Genomic DNA, 21812 nt, shown 5'->3' with positions numbered 1-21812 from the left:
CCCGGTGCGCATCGCCCTGGTGGACGCCGACAGCGGCGAGCCCATCGGCCCGCAGCACCAGATCCACCGCCGCGAGGGCGAGCGACTCGTCCCCGTTTTCACCCAGCCCATCCCCCAAGCCGATCACGCCTGAGCGAGGCCGCCATGAACCAGCCCGTCACCCTCCCCGCCACGCCAGCCGTCGACACGGCCAAACCGAAATCCCGCAAGGCGCTCAAGCTGGCCATCGCCACGGCGGCCATCCTTGGCGCAGGCGCCTATGCCGGGCACTGGTGGCTCGACGGGCGCTTCCTGGAGAAGACCGACGATGCCTACGTCGGCGGCGACGTCACCGTCATCAGCCCGCGGGTGGCCGGCTACATCGCCGAGTTGAAGGTGAGCGACAACCAGTTGGTGCGCGCCGGAGACCTGCTCGCCCGCATCGATGACCGCGACTACCGTGCCGCCCTGGCCAAGGCCGAAGGCGCGGTGCATGCCGAGGAAGCGGCGCTGGGTAATGTCGACGCCCAGGCCTCGCTGCAGGATGCGCTGATCCGCCAGAGCCAGGCGGAGATCGACGCGGCCGCCGCCGAGGAAGTGCGCACCCGCGACGACCAGCGCCGCTACGCCACCCTGGTACGCACCAACGCGGTGTCGGTGGAAGCCGCGCAGCGCGCCGATGCCAGCTTCAAATCCGCCCACGCAAACAGCGACAAGGCCCGCGCCAGCCTACTCGCCGCGCGCCGCCAGCTGGACGTGATCCACAGCCAGCGGCAGCAGGCCCAGGCCGCCCTGGAACAGGCCGTCGCTGCCCGCGACCTGGCGCGCCTGGACCTCAGCTACACCGAGCTGCGCGCCCCGGTGGACGGCTATATCGGCAACCGCCGCGCGCGGGTCGGCAGCTACGTCGCCGCCGGCACCCAGTTGCTCGCCGTGGTCCCCGCCCAGGGCCTGTGGGTCGACGCCAACTTCAAGGAAGACCAGTTGGCGCGCATGCAGCCCGGCCAGGCGGTCACCGTCGAGGCCGACATCCTGCCGGGCAAGGTCTTCCACGGCCACCTGGACAGCCTCGCCCCCGCCACTGGCGCGCAATTCAGCATCCTCCCGCCGGAGAACGCCACCGGCAACTTCACCAAGATCGTCCAGCGCGTGCCGGTGCGCGTGCACCTGGACGACGCCGACGGCCGCCTCGGCAATCTGCGCCCGGGCCTCTCCGTGCTGGTGGAAGTGGACACCCGCGCCCATGAACATGACGACGCCGCCCGGCGTGTCGCCCAGAGCACCCTGCCGTGAACCTCTGGAGCAACGAGGTGGTGGCGGTGGAGAGCCTTTCCACCGCCCGCAAGGTCATCGCCTTCGCCTGCATGTGCCTGGGGATGTTCATCGCCCTGCTGGACATCCAGATCGTCTCCGCCTCGCTGCGCGACATCGGCGGCGGACTGTCGGCCGGCGCCGATGAGCTTGCCTGGGTGCAGACCAGCTACCTGATCGCCGAGATCATCGTCATTCCGCTGTCGGGCTGGCTGTCCAAGGTGCTGTCCACGCGCTGGCTGTTCGCCGCCTCGGCGCTGGGCTTCACCCTCACCAGCCTGCTCTGCGCCATGGCCTGGAACATCCAGAGCATGATCGCCTTCCGCGCGCTGCAGGGCTTCCTCGGCGGCTCGATGATCCCCATGGTGTTCACCACCGGCTTCATGTACTTCGACGGCAAGCAGCGCATCGTCGTCGCCGCCACCATCGGCGCCATCGCTTCCCTCGCACCGACCCTCGGGCCGGTGGTCGGCGGCTGGATCACCGACATTTCCTCCTGGCCCTGGCTGTTCTACATCAACCTGGTTCCGGGGCTGTTCGTCGCCATCGTGGTGCCGATCATGGTGCGTATCGACAAGCCCGACCTGTCGCTGCTCAAGCAGGCCGACTACCCGGCGATCGTGCTGATGGCGCTGTTCCTCGGGTGCCTGGAATACACCATGGAAGAAGGCCCGCGCTGGAACTGGTTCAGCGACGACACCATCCTCGCCACTGCGTGGATCTCCGGGCTGTGCGGCATCGCCTTCATCTACCGCAGCCTGTCTGCCGCGAACCCCATAGTCGACCTGCGCGCCCTGAAGGAACGCAACTTCGCCCTCGGCTGCCTGTTCAGCTTCGTCACCGGCATCGGCATCTTCGCCACCATCTACCTGACCCCGCTGTTCCTCGGCCGCGTGCGGGGCTATGGCGCGCTGGACATCGGCCTGGCAATCTTCTCCACGGGCATCTTCCAGATCATGAGCATTCCGCTCTACGCCGCCCTCGCCAAGCGCGTCGACCTGCGCTGGATACTGCTGCTGGGGATGGTGATGTTCACCCTGTCGATGTACGAATTCGCCCCGCTGACCCACGACTGGGGCGCGGGCCAGTTGATGTTCCCGCAGGCCCTGCGCGGCATGGCGCAGCAGTTCTGCGTGGCGCCCACCGTGACGCTGGCACTGGGCTCGCTGCCGCCGGAACGCCTGAAGCTCGCCTCCGGGCTGTTCAACCTGATGCGCAACCTGGGCGGCGCCATCGGCATCGCCGCCTGCGCCACGGTGCTCAACGACCGCGCCAACCTGCACTTCCTGCGTTTGGCCGAACACCTGAACAGCGGCAATGAAGCGCTCAACCACTGGCTGGCGCCGTCCATGGACCTGAATGGCGAACCCTCGCAGCAGGCGCTGAAACACCTGTGGGACCTGACCTGGCGAGAAGCGCAGACGCTGACCTTCGCCGACGCCTTCCTGCTGGTCGGCGCGTGCTTCGCGGTGACCCTGCTGCTGGTGCCATTGATGCGCAAGATCGCCCCACCCACGCAGCCCAGCGCGGACAGTCACTGAGCCGCCATCAGCTCCTCGAGGAAGGCGACGAACACGCGGATGCGGCTGGATTCACGCAGACTCGGCGGGTACAGCACGTTGATGCTGCCCACGGTCGTGCCCGGATAGGAGTCGTACCCGGGCAGCAGGCGCACCAGCCGCCCGGCGCGGACGTCTTCTGCCACCAGCCAGTCCGACAGCAGTGCGATGCCGCCGCCGGCCAACGCCGTCTCGCGAAGGACATCGGCGTTGTTGCTCTGCAGGCGCCCCTGCACGTTGAGCGGCCAGGTGTCCTGGCCATCGGTGCAGGTCCACGTCAGGTGCGTGCCGCCGTAGTCGAAGCGCAGGCACTGGTGTTCCATCAGTTCCAGCGGATGGGCCGGCGTGCCGGCGCGTTGCAGGTAGTCGGGGCTCGCCACCAGCCAGCGCTCGAACTGGCCGATGGGGCGGCTGATGATGTCGTCGCTGGTGAGGCTCGAACCCAGGCGCACGGACAGGTCGATCTGCTGTTTCGGCAGGTCGGTGATCTGGTCGCTCAACGACAGGCTGACTTCCAGTTCCGGGTACTGCGCCAGCAATCGGCCCAGGTGCGGGGCGATGACGCGGCGGCCGAATTCCACCGGCACGCTGACCCGTAGCCGCCCTTTCGCCTCGCGGCCACGGTCGCTGACCAGGCCGTCGGCCTCCACCAGCGCCTCGAGGATTTCCACCGCCTTGTCGTAATAGGCCTGCCCGGCCAGCGTCGGGCTGCTGTGGCGGGTGGTGCGGTTGAGCAGCGTGGCGCCCAGTTCCGCTTCCAGCGCCGCCACCTGGCGGGTCACCGAGGAAGTCGCCACGCCGAGCTTGCGCGCCGCCGCCGAGTAACCGCCGCAACGAACGGTCTCGACGAACATCGACAGGGCCTGCAGCTTGTCCATGGCGCAACTCCGGGAGCGGGAAATCCCGGAGTGTACCCAATCACCTCCGCGCTCGCCTTGCACGCCTGTGCTCAGCCGCGGCTCTCATCGCGCAGCAGGAAGCGCAGGGTGGCGAGGGTCGGGATCACTGCCGCGCCGATGGCGAACGGCGTCCAGCTGATGGCTTCGTAAAGCGGGCTGGCGACCAGCGAACCGAGCGCGCCGCCGACGAAGATGCTGGTCATGTACACCGCGTTCAAACGCGCACGGCTGTGCGGGTCGAGGGCATACACCTCGCGCTGGCCGAGCACCATGTTCAGCTGTACGGCGCAATCCAGCAGCACCGCGCACACCACCAGCCAGAAGAAGCCCGCACCAGGAATCGCCCCGAGCAACAAGGCGAACGGCGCCAGCAACAGGGCGACAATGGTGCCCTTGATGGTGTGCCCTGCATCGGCCAGCCGTCCGGCGATGGGCGCAGCGATGGCGCCGACCGCACCGACCAGGGCGAACAGCGCGACCTGGGTCTGGCTGAAGCCGTGGTGGCGGATCAGTTCGATCGGCGCGATGGTCCAGAAGGCGCTGAACGCGGCGAACAGCAGGCCCTGGTACAGCGCGCGTTCGCGCAGCACAGCGTAGCGCCGCGCCAGGGCAAACACCGAGCCGATCAGCTGCGGATAGGTCGCGCTGTGGGTCGGCACGCGGCGCGGCAGCGCCACCGCCATCACCAGCGCGATCACCAGCATCAGTACCGACGCGGCGAGGAACACCCCGCGCCAGCCGAAGACTTCCGCCACCAGGCTGGACACCGGCCGCGACAGCAGGATGCCCAGCAGCAGGCCGCCCATGATATTGCCCACCACCCGGCCGCGGGCTTCTTCCGGCGCCAGGTGCGCGGCCAGCGGCACGAGTATCTGCACCGCCACCGAAGTCAGGCCGATCAGCAGCGCGCAGGCCAGCAGCACCGAGGGCGAATTCGCCAGCCCCGCGCCGGCCAGGCACAGCGCCACGGCCAGGGTGAAGCCGATGACCAGCTTGCGGTTCTCCAGCAGGTCCGCCAGCGGCACCAGGAACAGCAGGCCGATGGCGTAGCCGAACTGGGTCAGCGAGACGATCAGGCTGGCGTGTTCGGTGGAGAGGCCAATCGCCGGGGCGATCAGCTCGACGATGGGTTGCGCGTAGTAGAGGTTGGCGACCACGGCGCCACAGCAGAACGCGAGCAGCACCACCATCGCCGAGGACAGGGTCGGCTGCGCGTGGTCGGCCGGGAGGGAATTCGAAGCGGGATTCATGACCATTCCTTGCGGGGAAAACAGTGGCGCCAGACTATGCCGGCAGCCTCCCGAGCAGAATCGGTCGGGCCGGCAATACAGCGGTGCGAAAAACGCAACGCTGCCCGCCGGCGCGGGGCATCAGGCCATGTCGCTGTTGCTGAATTCCTCGGCGAGGAAGTCGATCAGGGTGCGCACCGACGGCAGCAGGCCACGACGTGAAGGGAAGATCGCATGGACGATCCCGCACTTGGGCGACCAGCCCGGCAGCAGCTCGACCAGCCTGCCGGCGGCCAGGTCCTCGCGCACCGCCACCCGCGGTACGTGGGCGATGCCGACACCTGCGATCACGGCGTTGCGCAGGGCCAGCAGGTCATCGGTGACCATGCGCGGCTTGTGCGAGATGAGCAGCCGCTCGCCCTCCTCGTTGAACAGCTCCCACTGGTACTCGCGCTGCATGCCGCCCCAGTGCAGGCTCGGCAGCTGGCCGAAGCCCATGGGCGAACTGTCGCCGGCCATGCGTTCGAGGAAGTCCGGACGCCCCACCAGGCACTGGGTGCTGTTGCCCAGCACCTTCATCACCATGTCGGTGTTCTCCAGCGGCGGGAAGCGCACCCGCAGGGCGATGTCGAAGCCCTCGTGGAGCAGGTCGACGCGGCGGTTGGTGCTCTCGATGAACAGCTCCACCAGCGGGTACCTGAGCATGTAGCGGGTGAGCATCGGCCCGACCCAGGAGTTGAGCAGCGTCGTCGGGCAGGCCAGCCGCACCAAACCGCGCGGCTCCGCGCGGTTGCGCTCGATGACCTCGGACGCCCCTTCCGCCTCGACGCGCATGGCCACGCAGCGCTGGTAGTACTCCTGGCCGATCTCGGTCAGCGAACAGTGCCGGCTGGTGCGGTGCAGCAGGCGAACGCCGAGGCGCTCCTCCAGCTGCGCGATGCGCCGGCTGAGCTTGGACTTGGGGATGTCCAGCGCACGGCCGGCCGCGGCGAAACCACCCTGGTCCACCACCTGGGTGAAGTAATAGAGGGTGTTGAGGTCTTCCATGGGTCGTTCTCCGGATGGAACGCTGGGAAAGTGGCGCAGCTTATCGTATCGGGTGGGGCGACACAGATATACGCGAGCAGTCGCGCAGGATGGGTGACCTGCGATACCCATGCTGCCCTCGGCATACGGATATCGATGGGTATCGCTGCGCTCCACGCCATCCTACGTTCGTGCTCCGCGGTGATTTCGCTGTGGAGGGGGAAACTTCGACCGCGATCAATGCCAGCTCCCACGAAAGCCCGTACGGATCGCGAGCAGGGTCCGTTCCTGCACGAGCCACCGCGGATTTCACCTGTAGGAGCGAGCTTGCTCGCGAACCTCCACCGACACCGCCCCGACCGGCTGGCCGGCTCCTACGGAATCACCCCGAAACACCCGAAACTTCCCACCGGCAAACCGCCTTGTGGGCCTACACGGGCCGCCGCTAGATTCCAACCCGCCACGGTCAATCCCGTGGCCGGATGTAGCAATCCGAGTACCGGCGCGATTGCGCCGAAGGTGCATGCGAAAACGGCGAATCGTTTTTGTAGGCCCCCACGCAACTGTAGGAAACTACAACGCTTTTATGGCGGATCGCGTGGGGAGGCCCTCGGGCCTGCCGGCCTCCGGTTCCGGTTTGCTACCCCCACGCGGTCCGCCTCCCTTCTTGAGATGAACGGGACGGCGGTTTTCTCCCCCAGTTGGAGTACCTGCCATGGATGTCCTGATTGATGTAACCGCCACAACCTTCCTGCGCCACAACCGCCCCGTGCGCGGCGTGATGATCGACAACCAGCCCTGGTTCGTCGGCACCGACGTCGCCCGCCTGCTCGGCCTGCATCACCCCACCGTCCTCGCCCGGCGCCTGGAACAAGGCGAAGCCAGGACCGTTCGCCTACTGTGCAACAGCGGCAGCGAGGAGAAGGTCGAGGTCATCAGCGAAGCGGCGCTGTACATGGCCTTCTACCGCCACAGCCACCCGGAGAATCGCACCCTTCGCCAGTGGTTCAGCCACGAGGTCATCCCGCAGCTGCGCGACGAACACCAGCAGTGCCCACACCAACCACGGCGCATGCGCATGACCTGGCTCGACGGCTTCGTCACGGTGCTCGACTGGCAGGGCGAGGTCTGGGTGCCGCTGGACGACCTGCCGACTTTCACCCGCGTCACCGACAAGCCCTCCGGGCCACGGGGCTTCTGGCGGCGATAAGCGGTCAGCCGATCAGCGGCGGCGAGGAGCGCGGATGAAAGACGTGGCAACACTCGACGGTTGATCGGCTTCCTTCGGCGGGCCTAGAATCACCGGGCTCGAATTGCGAGCATCCTTTCTGATCCGTTGAGACAGGCTTCATGTTGGAGATAGCAGTTACTCGATAACCCCCTTCGCCTTGCTGACAAGGCAGGACGGTTATCGATGCGCAAAAACACTGGCAGACACCCCCTCGTGTCTGCGGTTTCTACGCACCTACTGCATTCAGGTTTCCACCATGAACATTTCCAGACCGGAACAACGGACCCTGCACGTCCTCGCCAAGGGCGGCCATATTTCCTTCCAGCGCGACGCCTCCGGGCGCGTCATCTTCGTCGAGTGCTATACCCGCGACGGGTACGTACTGGCTGACTGCACCCTGGCTGTTTTCAGGAAGCTCAGGGACAAGCGCCTGATCATCTCGCGTGGCGGCGCACCGTACCGTATCAACGCCGCAGGTCTTGGCGCCGTGCGCCCACAACTGGACAACCGCTGAGCCACAATCGGCCGGGCCGCCTTCGCGCGGCCGGCCACCTGAACAAGGGAGCTACACCATGCCTTATGAAATTCGCCTCGAAAGGCCCGACGACGTCGCCGTCATTGGCAAAGTGACAACCGCCGCCTTCGCCGTCGCCGAGCACAGCAGCGGCACCGAGGCCGCCATTGTCGTCGCCTTGCGCGCGGCCGGGGCGCTGACGGTATCGCTGGTCGCTGCGGTGGACGGGGAAGTCGTCGGCCACGTGGCATTCTCGCCGGTCACCCTGGACGGTGCGGACCTCGGCTGGTACGGGTTGGGGCCGGTCTCCGTGCGGCCCGACCTGCACGGCCGGGGCATCGGCGCGGCGCTGATCCGCGCTGGCCTGGAACGCCTGGGCGCACTGGGTGCGAAAGGCTGCGTGGTGCTGGGTGACCCGGCGTACTACCCGCGCTTCGGCTTCCGCCAGGACCCGGCGATCCAGTACGAAGGCGTGCCGCCGGAATACTTCATGGCGCTGTCGCTGGACGGCTCGAAGGCCGCCGGCCAGGTCGCCTACCACAGCGGTTTCGCCGCCACCTGATGACAAGCACAGGCTCCACACGGCTCGCCGCACGAGAAGTCACGGCTGACCGCAAGCGCCAATAGATCGCGGGCGGCGCAGTGCCTGCAGGAGCGTCAGAGCAGCGACTTGCCCTGGCTGAGGACCTTGTCGCAGACCTGCTTGGTGACCTTTTCCTTGATGCCGCTGCCGGACAGGTCGAGGCTCTTGCCGTCGCTGCCGGTGAGCACGCCCTTGGCGCCGTCCTTGTAGCCGCTGTCGCTGGCGGTGGTATTGCCCGGCAATTTGCCGAGCAGCTTGTCCCTCACCTGGGTGGCGGCATCGGCGTTGAGGTAATTGTTCTTCGCGCAGTACTCGAGCAGCCCGGCAACGTTGCTACTGCTGCTGGAAGACACCGAAGACAGGTTGCCGAGGCCGCCGAGTTGGCCGGCAACGTCACCGAGGGACGCGGCCTGGACCAGCGACCAGGGCGCCAAGGCGGCGGCGAGGACAGTGGGAATCAGTTTGCGGGCGTTCATGGGGCTCTCCGGGAGGCTTCGACGTCGATGTGGCGCGGGGCGCCTCAGCGAGTGTAGACGCCGTCGGCTTGCGTCGACTCAATAGCCCACCGACTTCAGCACCTCGTCCACCGGTTGGCTCGGCGGCCGGCCGAGGAACATCAGCAACTGGTCGGTGCGGTTGGTGAAGAAGCCGTCCACGCCGGCCTTGCTCAGCTTGTCGAAGTCCACCGAGTCATCGACGGTGTAGGCATGCACGAACAGGCCGCGCTCGTGGGCCGCCTGGTTCATCCAGGGTTGCACCAGGTCCATGTAGCTCTGGTCGCCGCGGGCGGTAAGCGTCGCCGAGGGGCCGGTGCCCAGGGCCCCGTTGGCCTTGGCCCAGTCGAGCCAGGCGAAGAGTTCTTCCCTGGATTTCACTTCCTGCCGGGCGTAGAAGTCCGCTTTGATCTTCTCGCCGGACTGGGCGAAGGTGGTCGGATTCCTGGCCGCCATGTAGCCGTCGCCCACCCACAGCAGCAGGACCTTGGGCACCTTCGGCATGCTCCTGTTCAGCAGTTCCAGGCTGCTCTTCTCGAACGTCTGCAGGACGATCCTGCCCTGCGGCTCGCCGTTGGCATCGAGCCAGCCACGGTTTTCCAGCGCCTTGCGAAGGTCCTCCTCGATGCCGGGGAACTGGCCCGGCGCCTTGGTTTCCAGGTAGAGGCCAGGAGTTTCCCCGCCACCTTCGGCGATATCGATCAGTTCATCGAGGGTGAGGATGCGCAAGCCCGCGTACTTGGAGCGGGCGCGCTCGGGATAGGTGGTGTTGAACCAGCTGCCGGCGTCCAGACGCTTGAGTTCCGCCAGGGTGAACTTGCTCACCGGGTCCTTTTCGCGGCCGGGGAAGACCTTGGCAACGTCGGTGGTGCGCTCCAGGGTGTCGTCGTGCACGGCCACCAGCACGCCATCCCGGGTGCGCTGAAGGTCAGCCTCCAGGTAGTCCGCGCCCAGGTCGCGGGCGGCGAGGTAGGCCGGCGCGGTTTCCTCCGGGGCGTCGTGGGAGGCGCCCCGGTGAGCGATCACCGTCGGCCAGGGAACGCCGGCGGCCTGGCTCAGGGCGCGGCCGGGCGATTCCTCGGCGCTGGCGGTGAAACCGGCGGCAGCGAGTGCGATGGAGCCCAGTACAGCGATGATGCGACGGCGCATGTGCGAAACCCCTTTGCTGGGTAACGGATAGGCGGCCCAGTCTGGCGCGCGAGCATGACGCTCGTGCAACCAGACGCGAAGTAAAACTGCAGCAGCTCGGGAGCATAGGCCCCTGAGAGCGGGATCTTGGAGAATAGGACCCTGCCCGGCCCGTGCAATTCCGTCGACATACCCAGGCAAGAAAAAGCCCGCTGACAATCTCTCGTCAGCGGGCTGTTCGTAGGAGCGAGGGGGACGCCTGGTTCTTGCTCGCGAACCGCATGGCAGAAAAGCCTGGTTCGCGAGCAAGCTCGCTCCTGCAGGCCGCCGTATCAGCGCGGCAGGTCGAAGCGGTCGAGGTTCATTACCTTGGTCCAGGCCTTGACGAAGTCATGGACGAACTTGCGTTCGCCGTCCGAGCAACCATAGACCTCCGACAACGCCCGCAGCTGGGAATTGGAACCCAGCAGCAGGTCGATGCGGCTGCCGGTCCACTTCGGCTCGGCGGTCTTGCGGTCGCGGCCCTCGAACTCGGTGTTGTCCGCCGAGGTCGGCTTCCACACGGTGCCCATGTCCAGCAGGTTGACGAAGAAGTCGTTGCTCAGGGTGCCGGGGCGCGAGGTGAACACGCCATTCTGCGAGCCGCCGGTGTTGGCGCCCATCACACGCAGGCCGCCGATCAGCACGGTGACTTCCGGCGCGGTGAGGGTCAGCAGCTGTGCCTTGTCGATCAGCAGCGCTTCGGCCGGCACGGCGAACTTCGACTTCTGGAAGTTGCGGAAAGCGTCGGCCACCGGCTCCAGCATGCCCACCGAGTGCACGTCGGTCTGCTCCTGGCTGGCGTCCGTGCGGCCTGGAGCGAACGGCACGTGGACGGTGTGGCCGCCCTTGCGCGCGGCCTCTTCCACACCGGCATCGCCGGCCAGGACGATCAGGTCGGCCAGGGAGATCTTCTTGCCGCCCGCGGCAGAGGCGTTGAACTCGGCCTGGATTTCCTCCAGCACGCCGAGCACCTTGGCCAGCTGCTCGGGCTGGTTCACCGGCCAGTCCTTCTGCGGCGCCAGGCGGATGCGCGCGCCGTTGGCGCCGCCGCGCTTGTCGGAGCCACGGAAGGTCGAGGCCGAAGCCCAGGCAGTGGACACCAGTTCGGAAACCGACAGGCCCGATGCGAGCACCTTGGCCTTGAGCGCGGCGACGTCCTGTTCGTCCACCAGCGGGTGGTCGACCGCCGGGACCGGGTCCTGCCAGACCAGTTCCTCCGCCGGCACTTCCGGGCCGAGGTAACGGGCGCGCGGGCCCATGTCGCGGTGGGTCAGCTTGAACCAGGCGCGGGCGAAAGCGTCGGCGAAAGCGTCGGGATCTTCGTAGAAGCGACGGGAAATCTTTTCGTAGGCCGGGTCGACGCGCAGCGCGATATCCGTGGTGAGCATCGACGGCGCACGGCGCTTGGACTTGTCGTGGGCATCGGGAATGCTGCCGGCGCCCGCGCCGTTCTTCGGCTGCCACTGGTGGGCACCGGCCGGGCTCTTGGTCAGTTCCCATTCGTAGCCGAACAGGTTCCAGAAGAAGTTGTTGCTCCAGCGCGTCGGCGTGGACGTCCAGGTGACTTCCAGGCCGCTGGTGATGGTGTCGCCACCGGAGCCCGTACCGAAGCTGCTGACCCAGCCCAGGCCCTGGTTTTCCAGGCCGCCGGCTTCCGGGTCGGCGCCGACGTGGTCCGCCGGGCCGGCGCCATGGGTCTTGCCGAAGGTGTGGCCGCCGGCGATCAGGGCGACGGTTTCCTCGTCGTCCATGGCCATGCGGGCGAAGGTCTCGCGGATGTCGCGTGCGGCAGCCAGCGGGTCGGGGTTGCCGTTGGGGCCTTCGGGGTTCACGTAGATCAGGCCCATCTGCACGGCAGCCAGGGGGTTTTCCAGGTCACGCTCGCCGGTGTAGCGCTTGTCGCCGCCCAGCCAGGTGGTCTCCTCGCCCCAGTACACGTCCAGGTCCGGTTCCCAGACGTCCTCGCGGCCGCCGGCGAAGCCGAAGGTCTTGAAACCCATGGATTCCAGGGCGACGTTGCCGGTGAGGACGATCAGGTCGGCCCAGGACAGCTTGGCGCCATATTTCTGCTTGATCGGCCAGATCAGCCGGCGCGCCTTGTCCAGGCTGACGTTATCCGGCCAGCTGTTGAGCGGGGCGAAGCGCTGCTGGCCACGGCCGGCGCCGCCACGACCGTCGCCGATGCGGTAGGTACCGGCGGAGTGCCAGGCCATGCGGATGAACAGCGGGCCGTAGTGGCCGAAGTCGGCCGGCCACCAGTCCTGGGAGTCGGTCATCAGGGCGCGCAGGTCGGCCTTGACCGCTTCCAGATCGAGGCTCTTGAAAGCCTCGGCGTAATTGAAGTCCTCGCCCATCGGATTGGACTTGGAGGAATGCTGGTGCAGCAGGTCCAGCCTCAGCTGGTTCGGCCACCAGTCACGGTTCGATGTGCCGCCACCGGCGGTCTGGTGAAACGGGCAACCACCCTTGTTTTCGTCGCTCATTGCAGGCTCCTTGTGGGCGCCTGGCGTGGCGCCTCGTATTCGCACAACCCATCAGAAGATAGATCAAACGGGACGGGCTGCTATTGCAGTTATTGATTGGCTCTAACGGTAAAAAGCTATCGATGCGGGGGGATGGTCCGGGCGCACGCCGGAATTCGGAACTGTAGGAGCGAGCTTGCTCGCGAACTGTCCCGAACCGAAGCATCCGGAAACATTGTTCGCGAGCAAGCTCGCTCCTACGAAGTGCCTTCCTGCCGGGCGGCGAGAAGGCTTCAAAGCACCATCAGAACGCGAAGCAGGAACAGCCGAAAGCGCCCCAGAAGCCGGCGAAGTCGCTCACCGGGACGTCCTTGGTCCGCGCGCGCTCGTGGCTGTGGCCGTGTACGCCGCAGGAGCCGATGCACTGGTGCACGGCCTGCTGCAGCGGCGCCTGCGGGCGCCAGTGGCCGGGGACCTTGGCTACCGGCGACCACTCCGGCACCACCGGGATGCTCGGCGGAGACAGCTTGTCGAACTCGCGGTCGCCATGGACGATCTTGCCGCCCACCACGGTGAGCACCGATTCGATGGTTTTGATCGCCTCTTCCTCGACGCTGAAGAAGTCCTCCGAGAGCACCGCCAGGTCCGCCAGCTGGCCGGCCTTGAGCATGCCCTTCTTGCCCTGCTCGCTGGAGAACCAGGCGCTGCCGTGGGTGAACAGCCCGATCGCCACCTCGCGCGACAGGCCCTCCGGATACAGGCTCAGGCCTCCCACGGTCTTGCCGCTGACCATCCAGTACAGCGAGGTCCAGGGGTTGTAGCTGGACACACGGGTGGCGTCGGTGCCGGCGCCCACCGGCACGCCCTCGGCCAGCATGCGCTTGATCGGCGGCGTGGCCTCGGCGGCCTGCTTGCCGTAACGATCGACGAAGTATTCACCCTGGAAGGCCATGCGGTCCTGGATGGCGATGCCGCCGCCCAGGGCGCGGACGCGCTCGATGTTCTTCGGCGTGATGGTCTCGGCGTGGTCGAAGAACCACGGCAGCCCGTTGAACGGGATGTCGCGGTCGACCTTCTCGAACACGTCGAGCATGCGCGAGATGGACTCGTCATAGGTGGCGTGCAGGCGGAACGGCCAGCGCTGCTCGACCAGGTGCCGGACCACCGGCTCCAGCTCCGCTTCCATGGTGCCGGGCAGGTCCGGACGCGGTTCGAGGAAGTCCTCGAAGTCGGCGGCGGAGAACACCAGCATCTCGCCGGCGCCGTTGTGCCGCAGGAAGTCGGTGCCCTGGCCGTAGGTCACGCTGGAGGTCCAGTTCCTGAAGTCGGCCAGTTCTTCTTTGGGCTTCTGGGTGAACAGGTTGTAGGCGATGCGCACGGTGAGCTGGTCGGCGTCGGCCAGCTGCTGGATCACTTGGTAGTCGTCGGGATAGTTCTGGAAGCCACCGCCGGCATCGATCACGCTGGTCAGGCCGAGGCGGTTCAGCTCGCGCATGAACTGGCGGGTCGAGTTGACCTGGTACTCCAGTGGCAGCTTCGGCCCCTTGGCCAGGGTCGCGTAGAGGATCATCGCGTTGGGCCGGGCGATCAGCATGCCGGTGGGTTCGCCATTGCTGTCGCGGACGATCTCGCCTCCGGGCGGGTTTGGCGTGTCTTTCGTGTAGCCGACGACGCGCAGCGCAGCACGGTTGAGCAACGCGCGGTCATACAGGTGCAGGACGAACACCGGGGTGTCCGGCGCCGCCTTGTTCAGCTCCTCGATGGTCGGCAGGCGGCGCTCGGCGAACTGGAACTCGTTCCAGCCGCCGACCACGCGCACCCACTGCGGCGACGGCGTGCGCTGGGCCTGCAGGCGCAGCATCTCCAGCGCGTCGGAAAGCGACGGCACGCCCTCCCAGCGCAGCTCGAGGTTGTAGTTCAGGCCGCCGCGGATCAGGTGCAGGTGCGAGTCGTTGAGGCCGGGGATGACCGTGCGGCGGTTGAGGTCGACCAGTTGGGTCGAGGCGTCGCGGTAGGCCATTGCCTGGGCGTCTGTGCCGACGACCAGGAACTTGCCGTCGGCGATGGCCACGGCGGTGGCGTGCGGGCGTTCCGGGTCGACGGTATGCAGCTTGCCGTTGAACAGGATCAGGTCTGCGTTGCGCTCTGTGTTGCTCATGCTCGTGATCCTCAGCGTTGCAGGAAGGCCAGCAGGTCTTCGTTGAGTTGCTGCGCGTGGGTAACGGCAAAGCCGTGGGGCGCGCCGGCGTAGACCTTCAGTTCGGCGCCCAGGATCTGCTCGGCGGCCAGCTTGCCGGTGGTCTCGAACGGCACGATCTGGTCGTCGTCGCCGTGGATCACCAGGGTCGGCACGTCGACCTTGGCGAGGTCCGCGCGGAAGTCGGTTTCCGAGAAGGCGCCGACGCAGTCCACGGTGCCCTTGAGCGAAGCCAGCAGGGCGATGTTGAGGGTCTGGGTGAGCACCCCGTCGGAGACCTTCTGGCCGTGGTTGATGCCATAGAAAGGTGCGGCGAAGTCGGCGATGAATTGCGCGCGGTCCTGCAGCAGGCCGGCCTTGATGCCGTCGAACACAGCGCCGTCGACGCCCTGCGGGAAGTCGGCGGCCTTGCCGAAGATCGGCGTGACGGCGCCCAGCAGCACCAGGCCGGCGACACGCGAGGTGCCGTGGCGGCCGATGTAGCGGCTGACGTCGCCGCCGCCCATGGAGAAGCCGACCAGGGTGACGTCACGCAGGTCCAGGTGCTCGATCAGGCCGGCGATGTCATCGGCGAAGGTGTCGTAGTCGTAGCCGTTCCACGGCTGGCTGGAACGGCCGAAACCGCGGCGATCGAAGGCGATGGTGCGGTAGCCGCGGCTGCTCAGGTACTGCATCTGGTATTCCCACATGTCGCCGTCCAGCGGCCAGCCGTGGCTGAACAGCACGGGCTTGCCGCTGCCCCAGTCCTTGTAATAGATCTCGGTGCCGTCGCGGGTTACGAAAGTGCTCATGGAAACTCCTCTGCCTGCCATGCAGGACGATGTGGGTACGGGCGCCACGCGGGCGCCGCGGGAGGGAAAGTCAGGGGACAGTTTCAGTCGGCGCTGAGCCAGCCGGCGCAGCGCCGGGTCACCCAGGGCATGATCAGGTAGACCACCGGCAGGACGATGCACAGGGTCACCAGCAGGTTGCTCGGCACCACCCCGGCCAGCACCGGGAAGCGCTCGAACGCCGGCCCCCAGAGCGGTGGGATGACCATGGTCAGCGGGCTGATCACCAGGTAGGTGAGCAGCGCCTGCTTCCATTTCGGCGGCTGGCGGACATTGCCGTGTTCGGGTGTGAACCAGAACTCGGCGTCGTTGTGGATCAACGGGTGGTCGCCCTCTTCCAGCAGCGGCAGGACTTCAGCGACCAGCTCGGCGCGCTCGCGGGAATCGATCCAGGCCTGCAGCTGCGCTGCAGTGGCGAAACGCACCACGGTGGTGTACATCGCGCCTTCGCCGTCCGGGCGGATCACGTTCACGCCCAGGTGCCCCGGCTGCCGGCGCGCGGCCGAAACGGTGCGGCGCAGCCAGGCCTCGTAGCTGGGCAGCGCTTCGCAACGCACCTTGTGGTGGACCACCAGCGTCACCACGCTGTTCAGATCGATGGTTTCGGCGCTCATGGAGGTCCCGGACGCATGATTGAGGTCCGGTCACTATGGCGGCGGGAATGGGCTTGCTATTGGACGCATGTGCTGGATCGGTGCCTGCCACGGTGGCGGATAACGCTGGCGCGTTATGCGCCCTACGCCGCTCGAGTCTCTGCTCGCACCGGAGCCAGGGGACGCATGAACGTAGGATGGCGTGGAGCGCAGCGATACCCATCGATGGCGGAGCTCGGGGCAGGTACGTAGGGCGCATAACCCGGAACGGGTTATCCGCCGGCTATCGTGGCGGAGCTATCAGGCGGCGGTGATGGCGAGCTCCGGCAAGTTCACCTGGCGCAGGTATGCGCGTGCGGTGTGGGGCACGCGGTAGCGTACCTCGCACTCGCCGGGCTCCACCCAGAGCAACGACTTGTCCGCCAACTGCCGCACCGCGGCGAATACGCTCTCGCGACACCAGTGCTGGTGGTCCAGCGAGGCGACTGCGTTGTCCAGCGTGAAGCCATCCGCCAGCTGCGCGAGCAGGCCCAGGCAGCGCTGCTCGGCGGCATCCAGCAGGCCGAAGCTCCAGTCGTAGGTCGCGCGCAGGCTCTGCTGCCGCGGCGGCGCGGTACGGCGCCCGGGCATCAGCAGCTGCATGGGAGTGTCCAGCAATGCGGGCAATCCGGCGAGGCCGAGGATGCCTACCTGCCGTGCGGCCATTTCGATGGCCAGGGGAATGCCGTCCAGGCGCCGGCAGATGTCGATGATCGCCCGCACCTGGCCGGGCTTGAGTTCGAAGCGGTCGCAAACCTCCCGCGCGCGCATCACGAACAGTTGCACCGCCGAGCTGCACATGGCCAGCGCCAGCGGCGCATCGTCCTGTGCGGGTACTTCCAGCGGCGGCAGGCGCAACACGTGCTCGCCCTCGGCGCGCAGCGGTTCGCGGCTGGTGGCGAGAATGCACAATGCAGGATGCAGGCGCAGCAGGTGCTCCACCGCCTCGGCACAGCGCTCGGCCAGGTGCTCGCAGTTGTCCAGCACCAGCAGGGTCGGATCATGGGCCGGTTCGCGCAGCAGGATGGCGAGGCTCTGGCTGAGGGAAACGCCGTCCGGGTCGGCGGACAGGTCGAGGAAGCGCACCTGGCCGAAGTGCCTGCCGAGCTGTTCGGCGGCGTGGATCGCCAGGGAAGTCTTGCCCATGCCGCCGGGGCCGACCAGGGTCAGCAGGCGCGTGGCGGGCAGCTGCTTCACCAGCCGTTCGAGCAGCGCCTGGCGGCCGACCAGCCCCATCAGCAGCACCGGCAGGTTGCTGGCGCGCACTTCGCAAGGCAGCGTCACGCCCTGAGCCGGAGCGACCACGCTCTCCACCACGCCGACGAAGCCATAGCCGCGCAACGGCACGTTGGCGATGTAGCGCTCGCCGGTACGGCCTTCCCCGAGTGCACGCCGCAGGGCAGCTATGTGCACGCGCAGGTTGATCTCCTCCACCACCGTGTCGCCCCAGACTTCGCCGATGATCCTGTCCTTGCCGATGATCTCGCCGGGCTGGCGGATCAGCACCTGGAGAATGTCCAGCGCCCGGCTGCCGATGCGCACCGGGCGATCGCCCTGCAGCAGCTGGCGCTTGTAGGGATGGAACTGAAAGCGACCGAACTGCAGGATGGTCTCGGTGCGGTTTTCCGTGCTTGCGCTCATGTCCTGCTCACGTCCTGATTCCGACAGATCGCTCTACAACGGGGCCTCCAGGCGATCTGGCCAGAACCGAGGTGACGCGCCCCTGATGATTGGTCAGGGGTATTTTCCCGTCTCGCCGTGACAGCGCAATTCCCGCGTGGGGAAGGATTCGGCCAAATTGGGTGCGCCGGACGGTCAACCGGTGAAAAATGCGGCCCTGCGCTATCAGGCAAAGCCGAATTGCTCGCGGTACTGGCTCGGCGTCATGCCGATCCGCTCGCCGAACACCGTGCGCATGTGCCGGGGGCTGCCGAAGCCGCTGCGGCTGGCCACCTGCTTGAGCGGCAGGTCGCTGCTTTCGAGCAGCTTGCGCGCGTGGTCGATGCGTGCGCTCTGCACGTACTGCATGGGCGTCATGCTGGTTTCGCGCTGGAAGGCGCGGGCGAAGTTGCGCGGACTCATGGCCACCACCTCGGCGAGACGGTTCACCGTCAGCGGCTCGTCGATGTGGTCCACCACGTAGGCCTGGGCTCGGGCGATCACCGAGCCGTCGCGCACCACCGACACCAGCAGCGGGCCGAACGGCGTCTGCCCGCCCTGGCGCTTGAGCACCACCAGCAGCACCTTGGCGACTTCCAGGGCGACTTCCTTGCCGTGGTCCTCGGCGACCACCGCCAGCGCCATGTCGATGCCGGCGGTGACACCGCCCGAGGTGATCAGGTTGCGGTCGATGACATAGATGCGCTCCGCCTGCACCTGGGTACGCGGGTACAGCTGCGCCAGCCGCTCGAGGTAGTTCCAGTGGGTGGTGCAGCGGTAGCCGTCAAGCAATCCGGCAGCGCCCAGCAGGAAGGCGCCGGTGCACACCGCGCCATAGCGCTTGGCCGAGCGCGCCGCACTCGGCAGCCAGGCCTCGAGCGCCTGGTTGTTGCCGTTGTAGGCGCCGGGCCCGCCGGGCACCAGCAACAGGTCGACGCCTGCCGGCAGTTCCTGCAGCGACAGGTCCGCGTTCATCCGCAAGCCGCTGGAGGCGCGCACGCTTTCGGGCTGCGCCGCCACCGTGAGCAACTGGTAATGCCGCTCCGGCGGCAGGTAGCGGTTGGCCATGGAGAACACCTCCATCGGCCCGGTCACATCCAGCGCCAGCACATCGTCATACAGCACCATGGCCACTGTTTTCATTCTTCTGCTCGCACGCAAACGGGGCCTGGCGGTCACGCGTGCCCCGATATGGGAAAAAACCACTGTACCGATTCGCCGCGTCGGCGAATCGCACGCTTGCATCATTCTGCGCGGCCGCGGCCGAGCACACGGGTCCAATAAATGCCGCGCCGGCCTGACCATAGTTTGCCCATCGAGGCGCCCGGATGGCTCTTGCAGAATTGCAAAGCGACCCTGCAGGACTGTCTGTTCCGCGCCTTCGAGCGATCGACAAGAATGGCTCCACGGTTTGCCGCCCCGCGATGCAGGCCGACCCGACCGCCCTCTTCCTCCCACGAAAGCCCAAAGGAAACCCGACCATGACCGCCATCGCCAAAGCCGTTCCCGGCAAGACCCTGCTCAACCCCACCGACCACACCCTGATCATGATCGACCACCAGTCGCAGATGTCCTTCGCGACCAAGTCCATCGACGCGGTGACCCTGCGCAACAACGCGGCGCTGGTGGCCAAGGCGGCGAAGGAATTCGGCGTTTCCACCATCCTCACCACCGTCGCCGAGAAAAGCTTCTCCGGCCCGATCTTCGACGAGATCAAGTCGGTCTTCCCCGAACACAACGTCATCGACCGCACCAGCATGAACACCTGGGAAGACCCGCGCATCGCGGTGGAAGTGAACAAGTACGGCAAGCAGAAGATCGTCCTCGCCGGCCTCTGGACCTCCGTCTGCATCGTCGGCCCGGCCCTGTCGGCCATCGACCAGGGCTTCGAGGTCTACGTGATCGCCGACGCCTGTGGCGACGTGTCCACCGAAGCCCACGAAATGGCTCTGCAACGAATGATCCAGCTGGGCGCGCGGCCCATGACGTCCCTGCAATACCTGCTGGAGCTGCAACGCGACTGGGCTCGTGGCGAAACCTACGATGCGACCGTGAAAACCTCCATCGAACACGGCGGCGCCTACGGCCTCGGCCTGATCTACGCCAAGACCATGTTCAACGCCAGCGAAGGCCACTGAGCCTGAGCAGCAGAAAGGGGCGGCATTGCCGCCCCTTTTTCATTCCCGGGATAAACACCATGCCGAACCAAGACCGCTCCGGCGCTTTGGCGCTGCTGTTCATGCGCGTTGCCGCCGCCCTGTTGCTGCTCCAGGTCCACGGGCTGCCCAAGCTGCTGCACTGGCACAGCGAGCTGCAGCACATCGAAGACCCCTTCGGCCTCGGCGCCACGCCGACCCTGGCGCTGGCGGTGTTCGCCGAGGTGCTCTGCCCGATCCTGCTGATCCTCGGCGTGTTCGCCCGCCTTGCCTGCCTGCCGGTGATCGCCGTGCTGCTGGTGGCGCTGCTGTTCGTGCACCCGCAGTGGTCACTGGAGGAAGGCCAGTTCGCCTGGTGGATGCTGATCCTCTTCACCGGCCTGGCGATTGCCGGCCCGGGGAGCTATCGCCTCGCCCTGCCCCGCCTCGGCGCATTGCGCACGGAGTCCTGACCGTGGCTCTTACCGTGGTTCTTACAGTGAGAAAGGCCCTGCTTCCCTGCGCACTGGCGCTTGCCTGCGTCCAGGCCCAGGCCGCCGACTGGTCGCTGCTGTCGCGCAACTACTTCCTCGACAACGACTACCGCAGCCCCGGCCCCAACGGGCAGAGCCAGCGCCGCGAATGGGCGCAGGGTTTCATTGGCAAGTTCAGCAGTGACGTCACGCCCGGCACCATCGGCCTGGGCGTCGATGCCCACGCCTTCCTCGGCCTGAAGCTCGACGGCGGACGCGGCCATGCCGGCACCGGCTTGCTGCCGCTGGACAGCGACGGCCGCAGCGAGAGCGAGTACTCCGACGCCGGCGCCGCGCTGCGCCTGGTGCACGAGAAGACCACCCTCGCCTGGGGCGAGATGGAAGTGGAAACCCCGGTGTTCGACACCGGCGACAAGCGCCTGCAGCCCGAATACGCCACCGGCTGGTTCCTCGACGACCGCAGCCTGCCAGGGCTGCGTTTGCAGGCCGGGCGCTTCACCGCCTTCAAGAACCAGGACTCCAGCTCCAGCCACGGCGAGTTCGAAGGCTACGGCGCCAGCACCCGCTTCGGCGGCCTGAGCCTGGCCGGCGCCACCTGGAGCGCCCCCGACGCCAACTGGGGCGGCGCGCTCTACGCCAGCCAACTGGATGACGTCTGGCGCCAGGCCTATGCCAACCTCAACGGCCACTTCGGCCGCTGGTCGGTGGACGCCAACCTGTACAAGACCGGCGACACCGGCGGCGCGCGCGCCGGCAACATCGATACCCTGGCCTGGAGCCTGCTGGGCAAGGTCGCCCTGGGCAGCCACGCGCTGAGCCTCGCCTACCAGAAGATCGACGGCGACACGCCCTTCGACTTCGTCGGCGGCGACTCCATCTACCTCGCCAACTCGATCAAGTACGCCGACTTCAACGGCCCCGGCGAGCACTCCTGGCAGGCGCGCTACCAGTGGGACGGCGCCAGCGCCGGCCTCGCCGGTCTGACCCTCTCCACCCGCTATGTGCGGGGCAGCGGCATCGACGGCACTCATGCTCCATGCGGCGGCGCCTATAACCCGATGGAGGGCGGCGCTTGCCAGCCAGCCTACGGCGATGGCGGGCGTCACTGGGAACGCGATCTCGACGTGCGCTACGTGGTGCAATCCGGCCCGGCAAAGGACCTCGCGCTAAGCTTCGCCCAGGTCTCGCACCGCGCCAACGACGCCCAGGGCGGAGCGGATATCGACCGGATCTACCTGATCGTCGAGTACCCGCTCAAGGGTGTTTTCTGACCCACACCCGACCTCGACCTTGACCTGTAGGAGCGAGCTTGCTCGCGAACGCATGGCACCGGTACCGCCCGGCGTAAAGCGGGTTGGGGGGGGGGGGGCGGGGCGGGCGGGGAGAAAGAAGAGAGGGGGCGGGCGGG

The 21812-nt window shown here is 67.1% G+C and carries 19 protein-coding genes; 8 read left to right on the top strand and 11 right to left on the bottom strand.

All coding sequences use genetic code 11. The features are described from left to right. Positions 1–144: 144 nt before the first annotated feature. Together ACCC94_RS15755 and ACCC94_RS15750 are read left to right on the top strand one after the other, a co-directional pair. On the top strand, positions 145–1272 hold the full coding sequence (locus tag ACCC94_RS15755; RefSeq protein ID WP_413350429.1) for an efflux RND transporter periplasmic adaptor subunit: 1128 nt from the start codon (positions 145–147) through the stop codon (positions 1270–1272). Next, positions 1269–2831 carry a DHA2 family efflux MFS transporter permease subunit gene (locus tag ACCC94_RS15750; protein WP_413350428.1) on the top strand — a complete coding sequence of 521 codons (1563 nt, stop codon included), beginning with the start codon at positions 1269–1271 and terminating at the stop codon, positions 2829–2831. Before ACCC94_RS15755 ends, ACCC94_RS15750 begins: the two co-directional genes overlap by 4 nt. Here the strand turns inward: ACCC94_RS15750 and ACCC94_RS15745 are convergent. The 3 genes from ACCC94_RS15745 to ACCC94_RS15735 form a co-directional block, all read right to left on the bottom strand. Further along, a complete protein-coding gene (locus ACCC94_RS15745; protein ID WP_413350427.1) occupies positions 2825–3727 on the bottom strand; it encodes a LysR family transcriptional regulator in 903 nt (300 codons plus the stop codon). The two genes, ACCC94_RS15750 and ACCC94_RS15745, sit on opposite strands and share 7 nt — an antisense overlap. A 71-nt stretch (positions 3728–3798) precedes the next feature. Next, positions 3799–4998, bottom strand: a complete 1200-nt coding sequence (locus ACCC94_RS15740) for an MFS transporter (RefSeq protein WP_413350426.1) — start codon at positions 4996–4998, stop codon at positions 3799–3801. 120 nt (positions 4999–5118) lie between these two features. Continuing rightward, entirely contained in the window at positions 5119–6024 is a 906-nt protein-coding gene (locus tag ACCC94_RS15735) for a LysR substrate-binding domain-containing protein (RefSeq protein WP_413350425.1), read from the bottom strand. Positions 6025–6718: 694 nt separating this feature from the next. Between ACCC94_RS15735 and ACCC94_RS15730 the strand changes: the two genes are divergently transcribed. From ACCC94_RS15730 to ACCC94_RS15720, 3 genes are all read left to right on the top strand, one after another. Further along, positions 6719–7213 (top strand): Bro-N domain-containing protein, encoded by a 495-nt coding sequence (locus ACCC94_RS15730; protein WP_413350424.1) that lies wholly within the window; start codon positions 6719–6721, stop codon positions 7211–7213. A gap of 277 nt (positions 7214–7490) precedes the next feature. Further along, positions 7491–7748: a YjhX family toxin gene (locus ACCC94_RS15725; RefSeq protein ID WP_413350423.1), complete on the top strand. Its 258-nt coding sequence runs from the start codon at positions 7491–7493 to the stop codon at positions 7746–7748. A gap of 58 nt (positions 7749–7806) precedes the next feature. Then, on the top strand, positions 7807–8310 hold the full coding sequence (locus tag ACCC94_RS15720) for a GNAT family N-acetyltransferase (protein WP_413350422.1): 504 nt from the start codon (positions 7807–7809) through the stop codon (positions 8308–8310). A 95-nt stretch (positions 8311–8405) separates the two neighbouring features. Here the strand turns inward: ACCC94_RS15720 and ACCC94_RS15715 are convergent, their stop codons facing one another. The 8 genes from ACCC94_RS15715 to ACCC94_RS15680 form a co-directional block, all read right to left on the bottom strand. Continuing rightward, positions 8406–8807 carry a DUF2501 domain-containing protein gene (locus ACCC94_RS15715; protein ID WP_413350421.1) on the bottom strand — a complete coding sequence of 134 codons (402 nt, stop codon included), beginning with the start codon at positions 8805–8807 and terminating at the stop codon, positions 8406–8408. A gap of 78 nt (positions 8808–8885) precedes the next feature. Next, entirely contained in the window at positions 8886–9974 is a 1089-nt protein-coding gene (locus ACCC94_RS15710; RefSeq protein ID WP_413350420.1) for a glycerophosphodiester phosphodiesterase, read from the bottom strand. 311 nt (positions 9975–10285) lie between these two features. After that, a complete protein-coding gene (katG, locus tag ACCC94_RS15705; RefSeq protein WP_413350419.1) occupies positions 10286–12478 on the bottom strand; it encodes a catalase/peroxidase HPI in 2193 nt (730 codons plus the stop codon). A gap of 283 nt (positions 12479–12761) precedes the next feature. Then, on the bottom strand, positions 12762–14615 hold the full coding sequence (locus tag ACCC94_RS15700; RefSeq protein WP_413350418.1) for an amidohydrolase: 1854 nt from the start codon (positions 14613–14615) through the stop codon (positions 12762–12764). Between the two features lie 11 nt (positions 14616–14626). After that, positions 14627–15445, bottom strand: a complete 819-nt coding sequence (locus tag ACCC94_RS15695; RefSeq protein WP_413350417.1) for an alpha/beta fold hydrolase — start codon at positions 15443–15445, stop codon at positions 14627–14629. An 83-nt stretch (positions 15446–15528) separates the two neighbouring features. Continuing rightward, complete coding sequence (locus tag ACCC94_RS15690; protein WP_413350416.1) at positions 15529–16098, bottom strand: antibiotic biosynthesis monooxygenase; 570 nt, start codon at positions 16096–16098, stop codon at positions 15529–15531. Between the two features lie 279 nt (positions 16099–16377). After that, positions 16378–17757, bottom strand: coding sequence for an ATP-binding protein (locus tag ACCC94_RS15685; protein ID WP_413350415.1), 1380 nt, complete (start codon positions 17755–17757; stop codon positions 16378–16380). A gap of 204 nt (positions 17758–17961) precedes the next feature. Next, on the bottom strand, positions 17962–18918 hold the full coding sequence (locus ACCC94_RS15680) for a GlxA family transcriptional regulator (RefSeq protein ID WP_413350414.1): 957 nt from the start codon (positions 18916–18918) through the stop codon (positions 17962–17964). A gap of 338 nt (positions 18919–19256) precedes the next feature. Here ACCC94_RS15680 and ACCC94_RS15675 point away from each other — a divergent pair, with 338 nt between their 5' ends. Genes ACCC94_RS15675 through ACCC94_RS15665 form a run of 3 tightly spaced genes read left to right on the top strand, consistent with a single transcriptional unit; the run spans position 19257 to position 21675 of the window. Beyond that, entirely contained in the window at positions 19257–19913 is a 657-nt protein-coding gene (locus tag ACCC94_RS15675; protein ID WP_413350413.1) for a hydrolase, read from the top strand. Positions 19914–19972: 59 nt separating this feature from the next. Beyond that, positions 19973–20383 (top strand): DoxX family protein, encoded by a 411-nt coding sequence (locus ACCC94_RS15670; protein ID WP_413350412.1) that lies wholly within the window; start codon positions 19973–19975, stop codon positions 20381–20383. A 26-nt stretch (positions 20384–20409) separates the two neighbouring features. Next, positions 20410–21675, top strand: a complete 1266-nt coding sequence (locus tag ACCC94_RS15665) for an OprD family porin (RefSeq protein WP_413350411.1) — start codon at positions 20410–20412, stop codon at positions 21673–21675. Positions 21676–21812: the final 137 nt, after the last annotated feature.

It is taken from the genome of Pseudomonas sp. Pseusp97 (assembly GCF_047304025.1).
Lineage (GTDB): Bacteria > Pseudomonadota > Gammaproteobacteria > Pseudomonadales > Pseudomonadaceae > Pseudomonas.
Note: the sequence above shows the minus strand (reverse complement) of the source record. Positions and strands in the feature narration are given on the sequence as shown.

Excerpts from the sequence above, each read along its gene's own strand:
- ACCC94_RS15755 (WP_413350429.1), top strand. The coding sequence starts at position 145 with ATGAACCAGCCCGTCACCCTCCCCGCCACGCCAGCCGTCGACACGGCC.
- ACCC94_RS15745 (WP_413350427.1), bottom strand. The coding sequence starts at position 3,727 with ATGGACAAGCTGCAGGCCCTGTCGATGTTCGTCGAGACCGTTCGTTGC.
- ACCC94_RS15740 (WP_413350426.1), bottom strand. The coding sequence starts at position 4,998 with ATGAATCCCGCTTCGAATTCCCTCCCGGCCGACCACGCGCAGCCGACC.
- ACCC94_RS15735 (WP_413350425.1), bottom strand. The coding sequence starts at position 6,024 with ATGGAAGACCTCAACACCCTCTATTACTTCACCCAGGTGGTGGACCAG.
- ACCC94_RS15730 (WP_413350424.1), top strand. The coding sequence starts at position 6,719 with ATGGATGTCCTGATTGATGTAACCGCCACAACCTTCCTGCGCCACAAC.
- ACCC94_RS15725 (WP_413350423.1), top strand. The coding sequence starts at position 7,491 with ATGAACATTTCCAGACCGGAACAACGGACCCTGCACGTCCTCGCCAAG.
- ACCC94_RS15720 (WP_413350422.1), top strand. The coding sequence starts at position 7,807 with ATGCCTTATGAAATTCGCCTCGAAAGGCCCGACGACGTCGCCGTCATT.
- ACCC94_RS15715 (WP_413350421.1), bottom strand. The coding sequence starts at position 8,807 with ATGAACGCCCGCAAACTGATTCCCACTGTCCTCGCCGCCGCCTTGGCG.
- ACCC94_RS15710 (WP_413350420.1), bottom strand. The coding sequence starts at position 9,974 with ATGCGCCGTCGCATCATCGCTGTACTGGGCTCCATCGCACTCGCTGCC.
- katG (WP_413350419.1), bottom strand. The coding sequence starts at position 12,478 with ATGAGCGACGAAAACAAGGGTGGTTGCCCGTTTCACCAGACCGCCGGT.
- ACCC94_RS15700 (WP_413350418.1), bottom strand. The coding sequence starts at position 14,615 with ATGAGCAACACAGAGCGCAACGCAGACCTGATCCTGTTCAACGGCAAG.
- ACCC94_RS15695 (WP_413350417.1), bottom strand. The coding sequence starts at position 15,445 with ATGAGCACTTTCGTAACCCGCGACGGCACCGAGATCTATTACAAGGAC.
- ACCC94_RS15690 (WP_413350416.1), bottom strand. The coding sequence starts at position 16,098 with ATGAGCGCCGAAACCATCGATCTGAACAGCGTGGTGACGCTGGTGGTC.
- ACCC94_RS15685 (WP_413350415.1), bottom strand. The coding sequence starts at position 17,757 with ATGAGCGCAAGCACGGAAAACCGCACCGAGACCATCCTGCAGTTCGGT.
- ACCC94_RS15680 (WP_413350414.1), bottom strand. The coding sequence starts at position 18,918 with ATGAAAACAGTGGCCATGGTGCTGTATGACGATGTGCTGGCGCTGGAT.
- ACCC94_RS15675 (WP_413350413.1), top strand. The coding sequence starts at position 19,257 with ATGACCGCCATCGCCAAAGCCGTTCCCGGCAAGACCCTGCTCAACCCC.
- ACCC94_RS15670 (WP_413350412.1), top strand. The coding sequence starts at position 19,973 with ATGCCGAACCAAGACCGCTCCGGCGCTTTGGCGCTGCTGTTCATGCGC.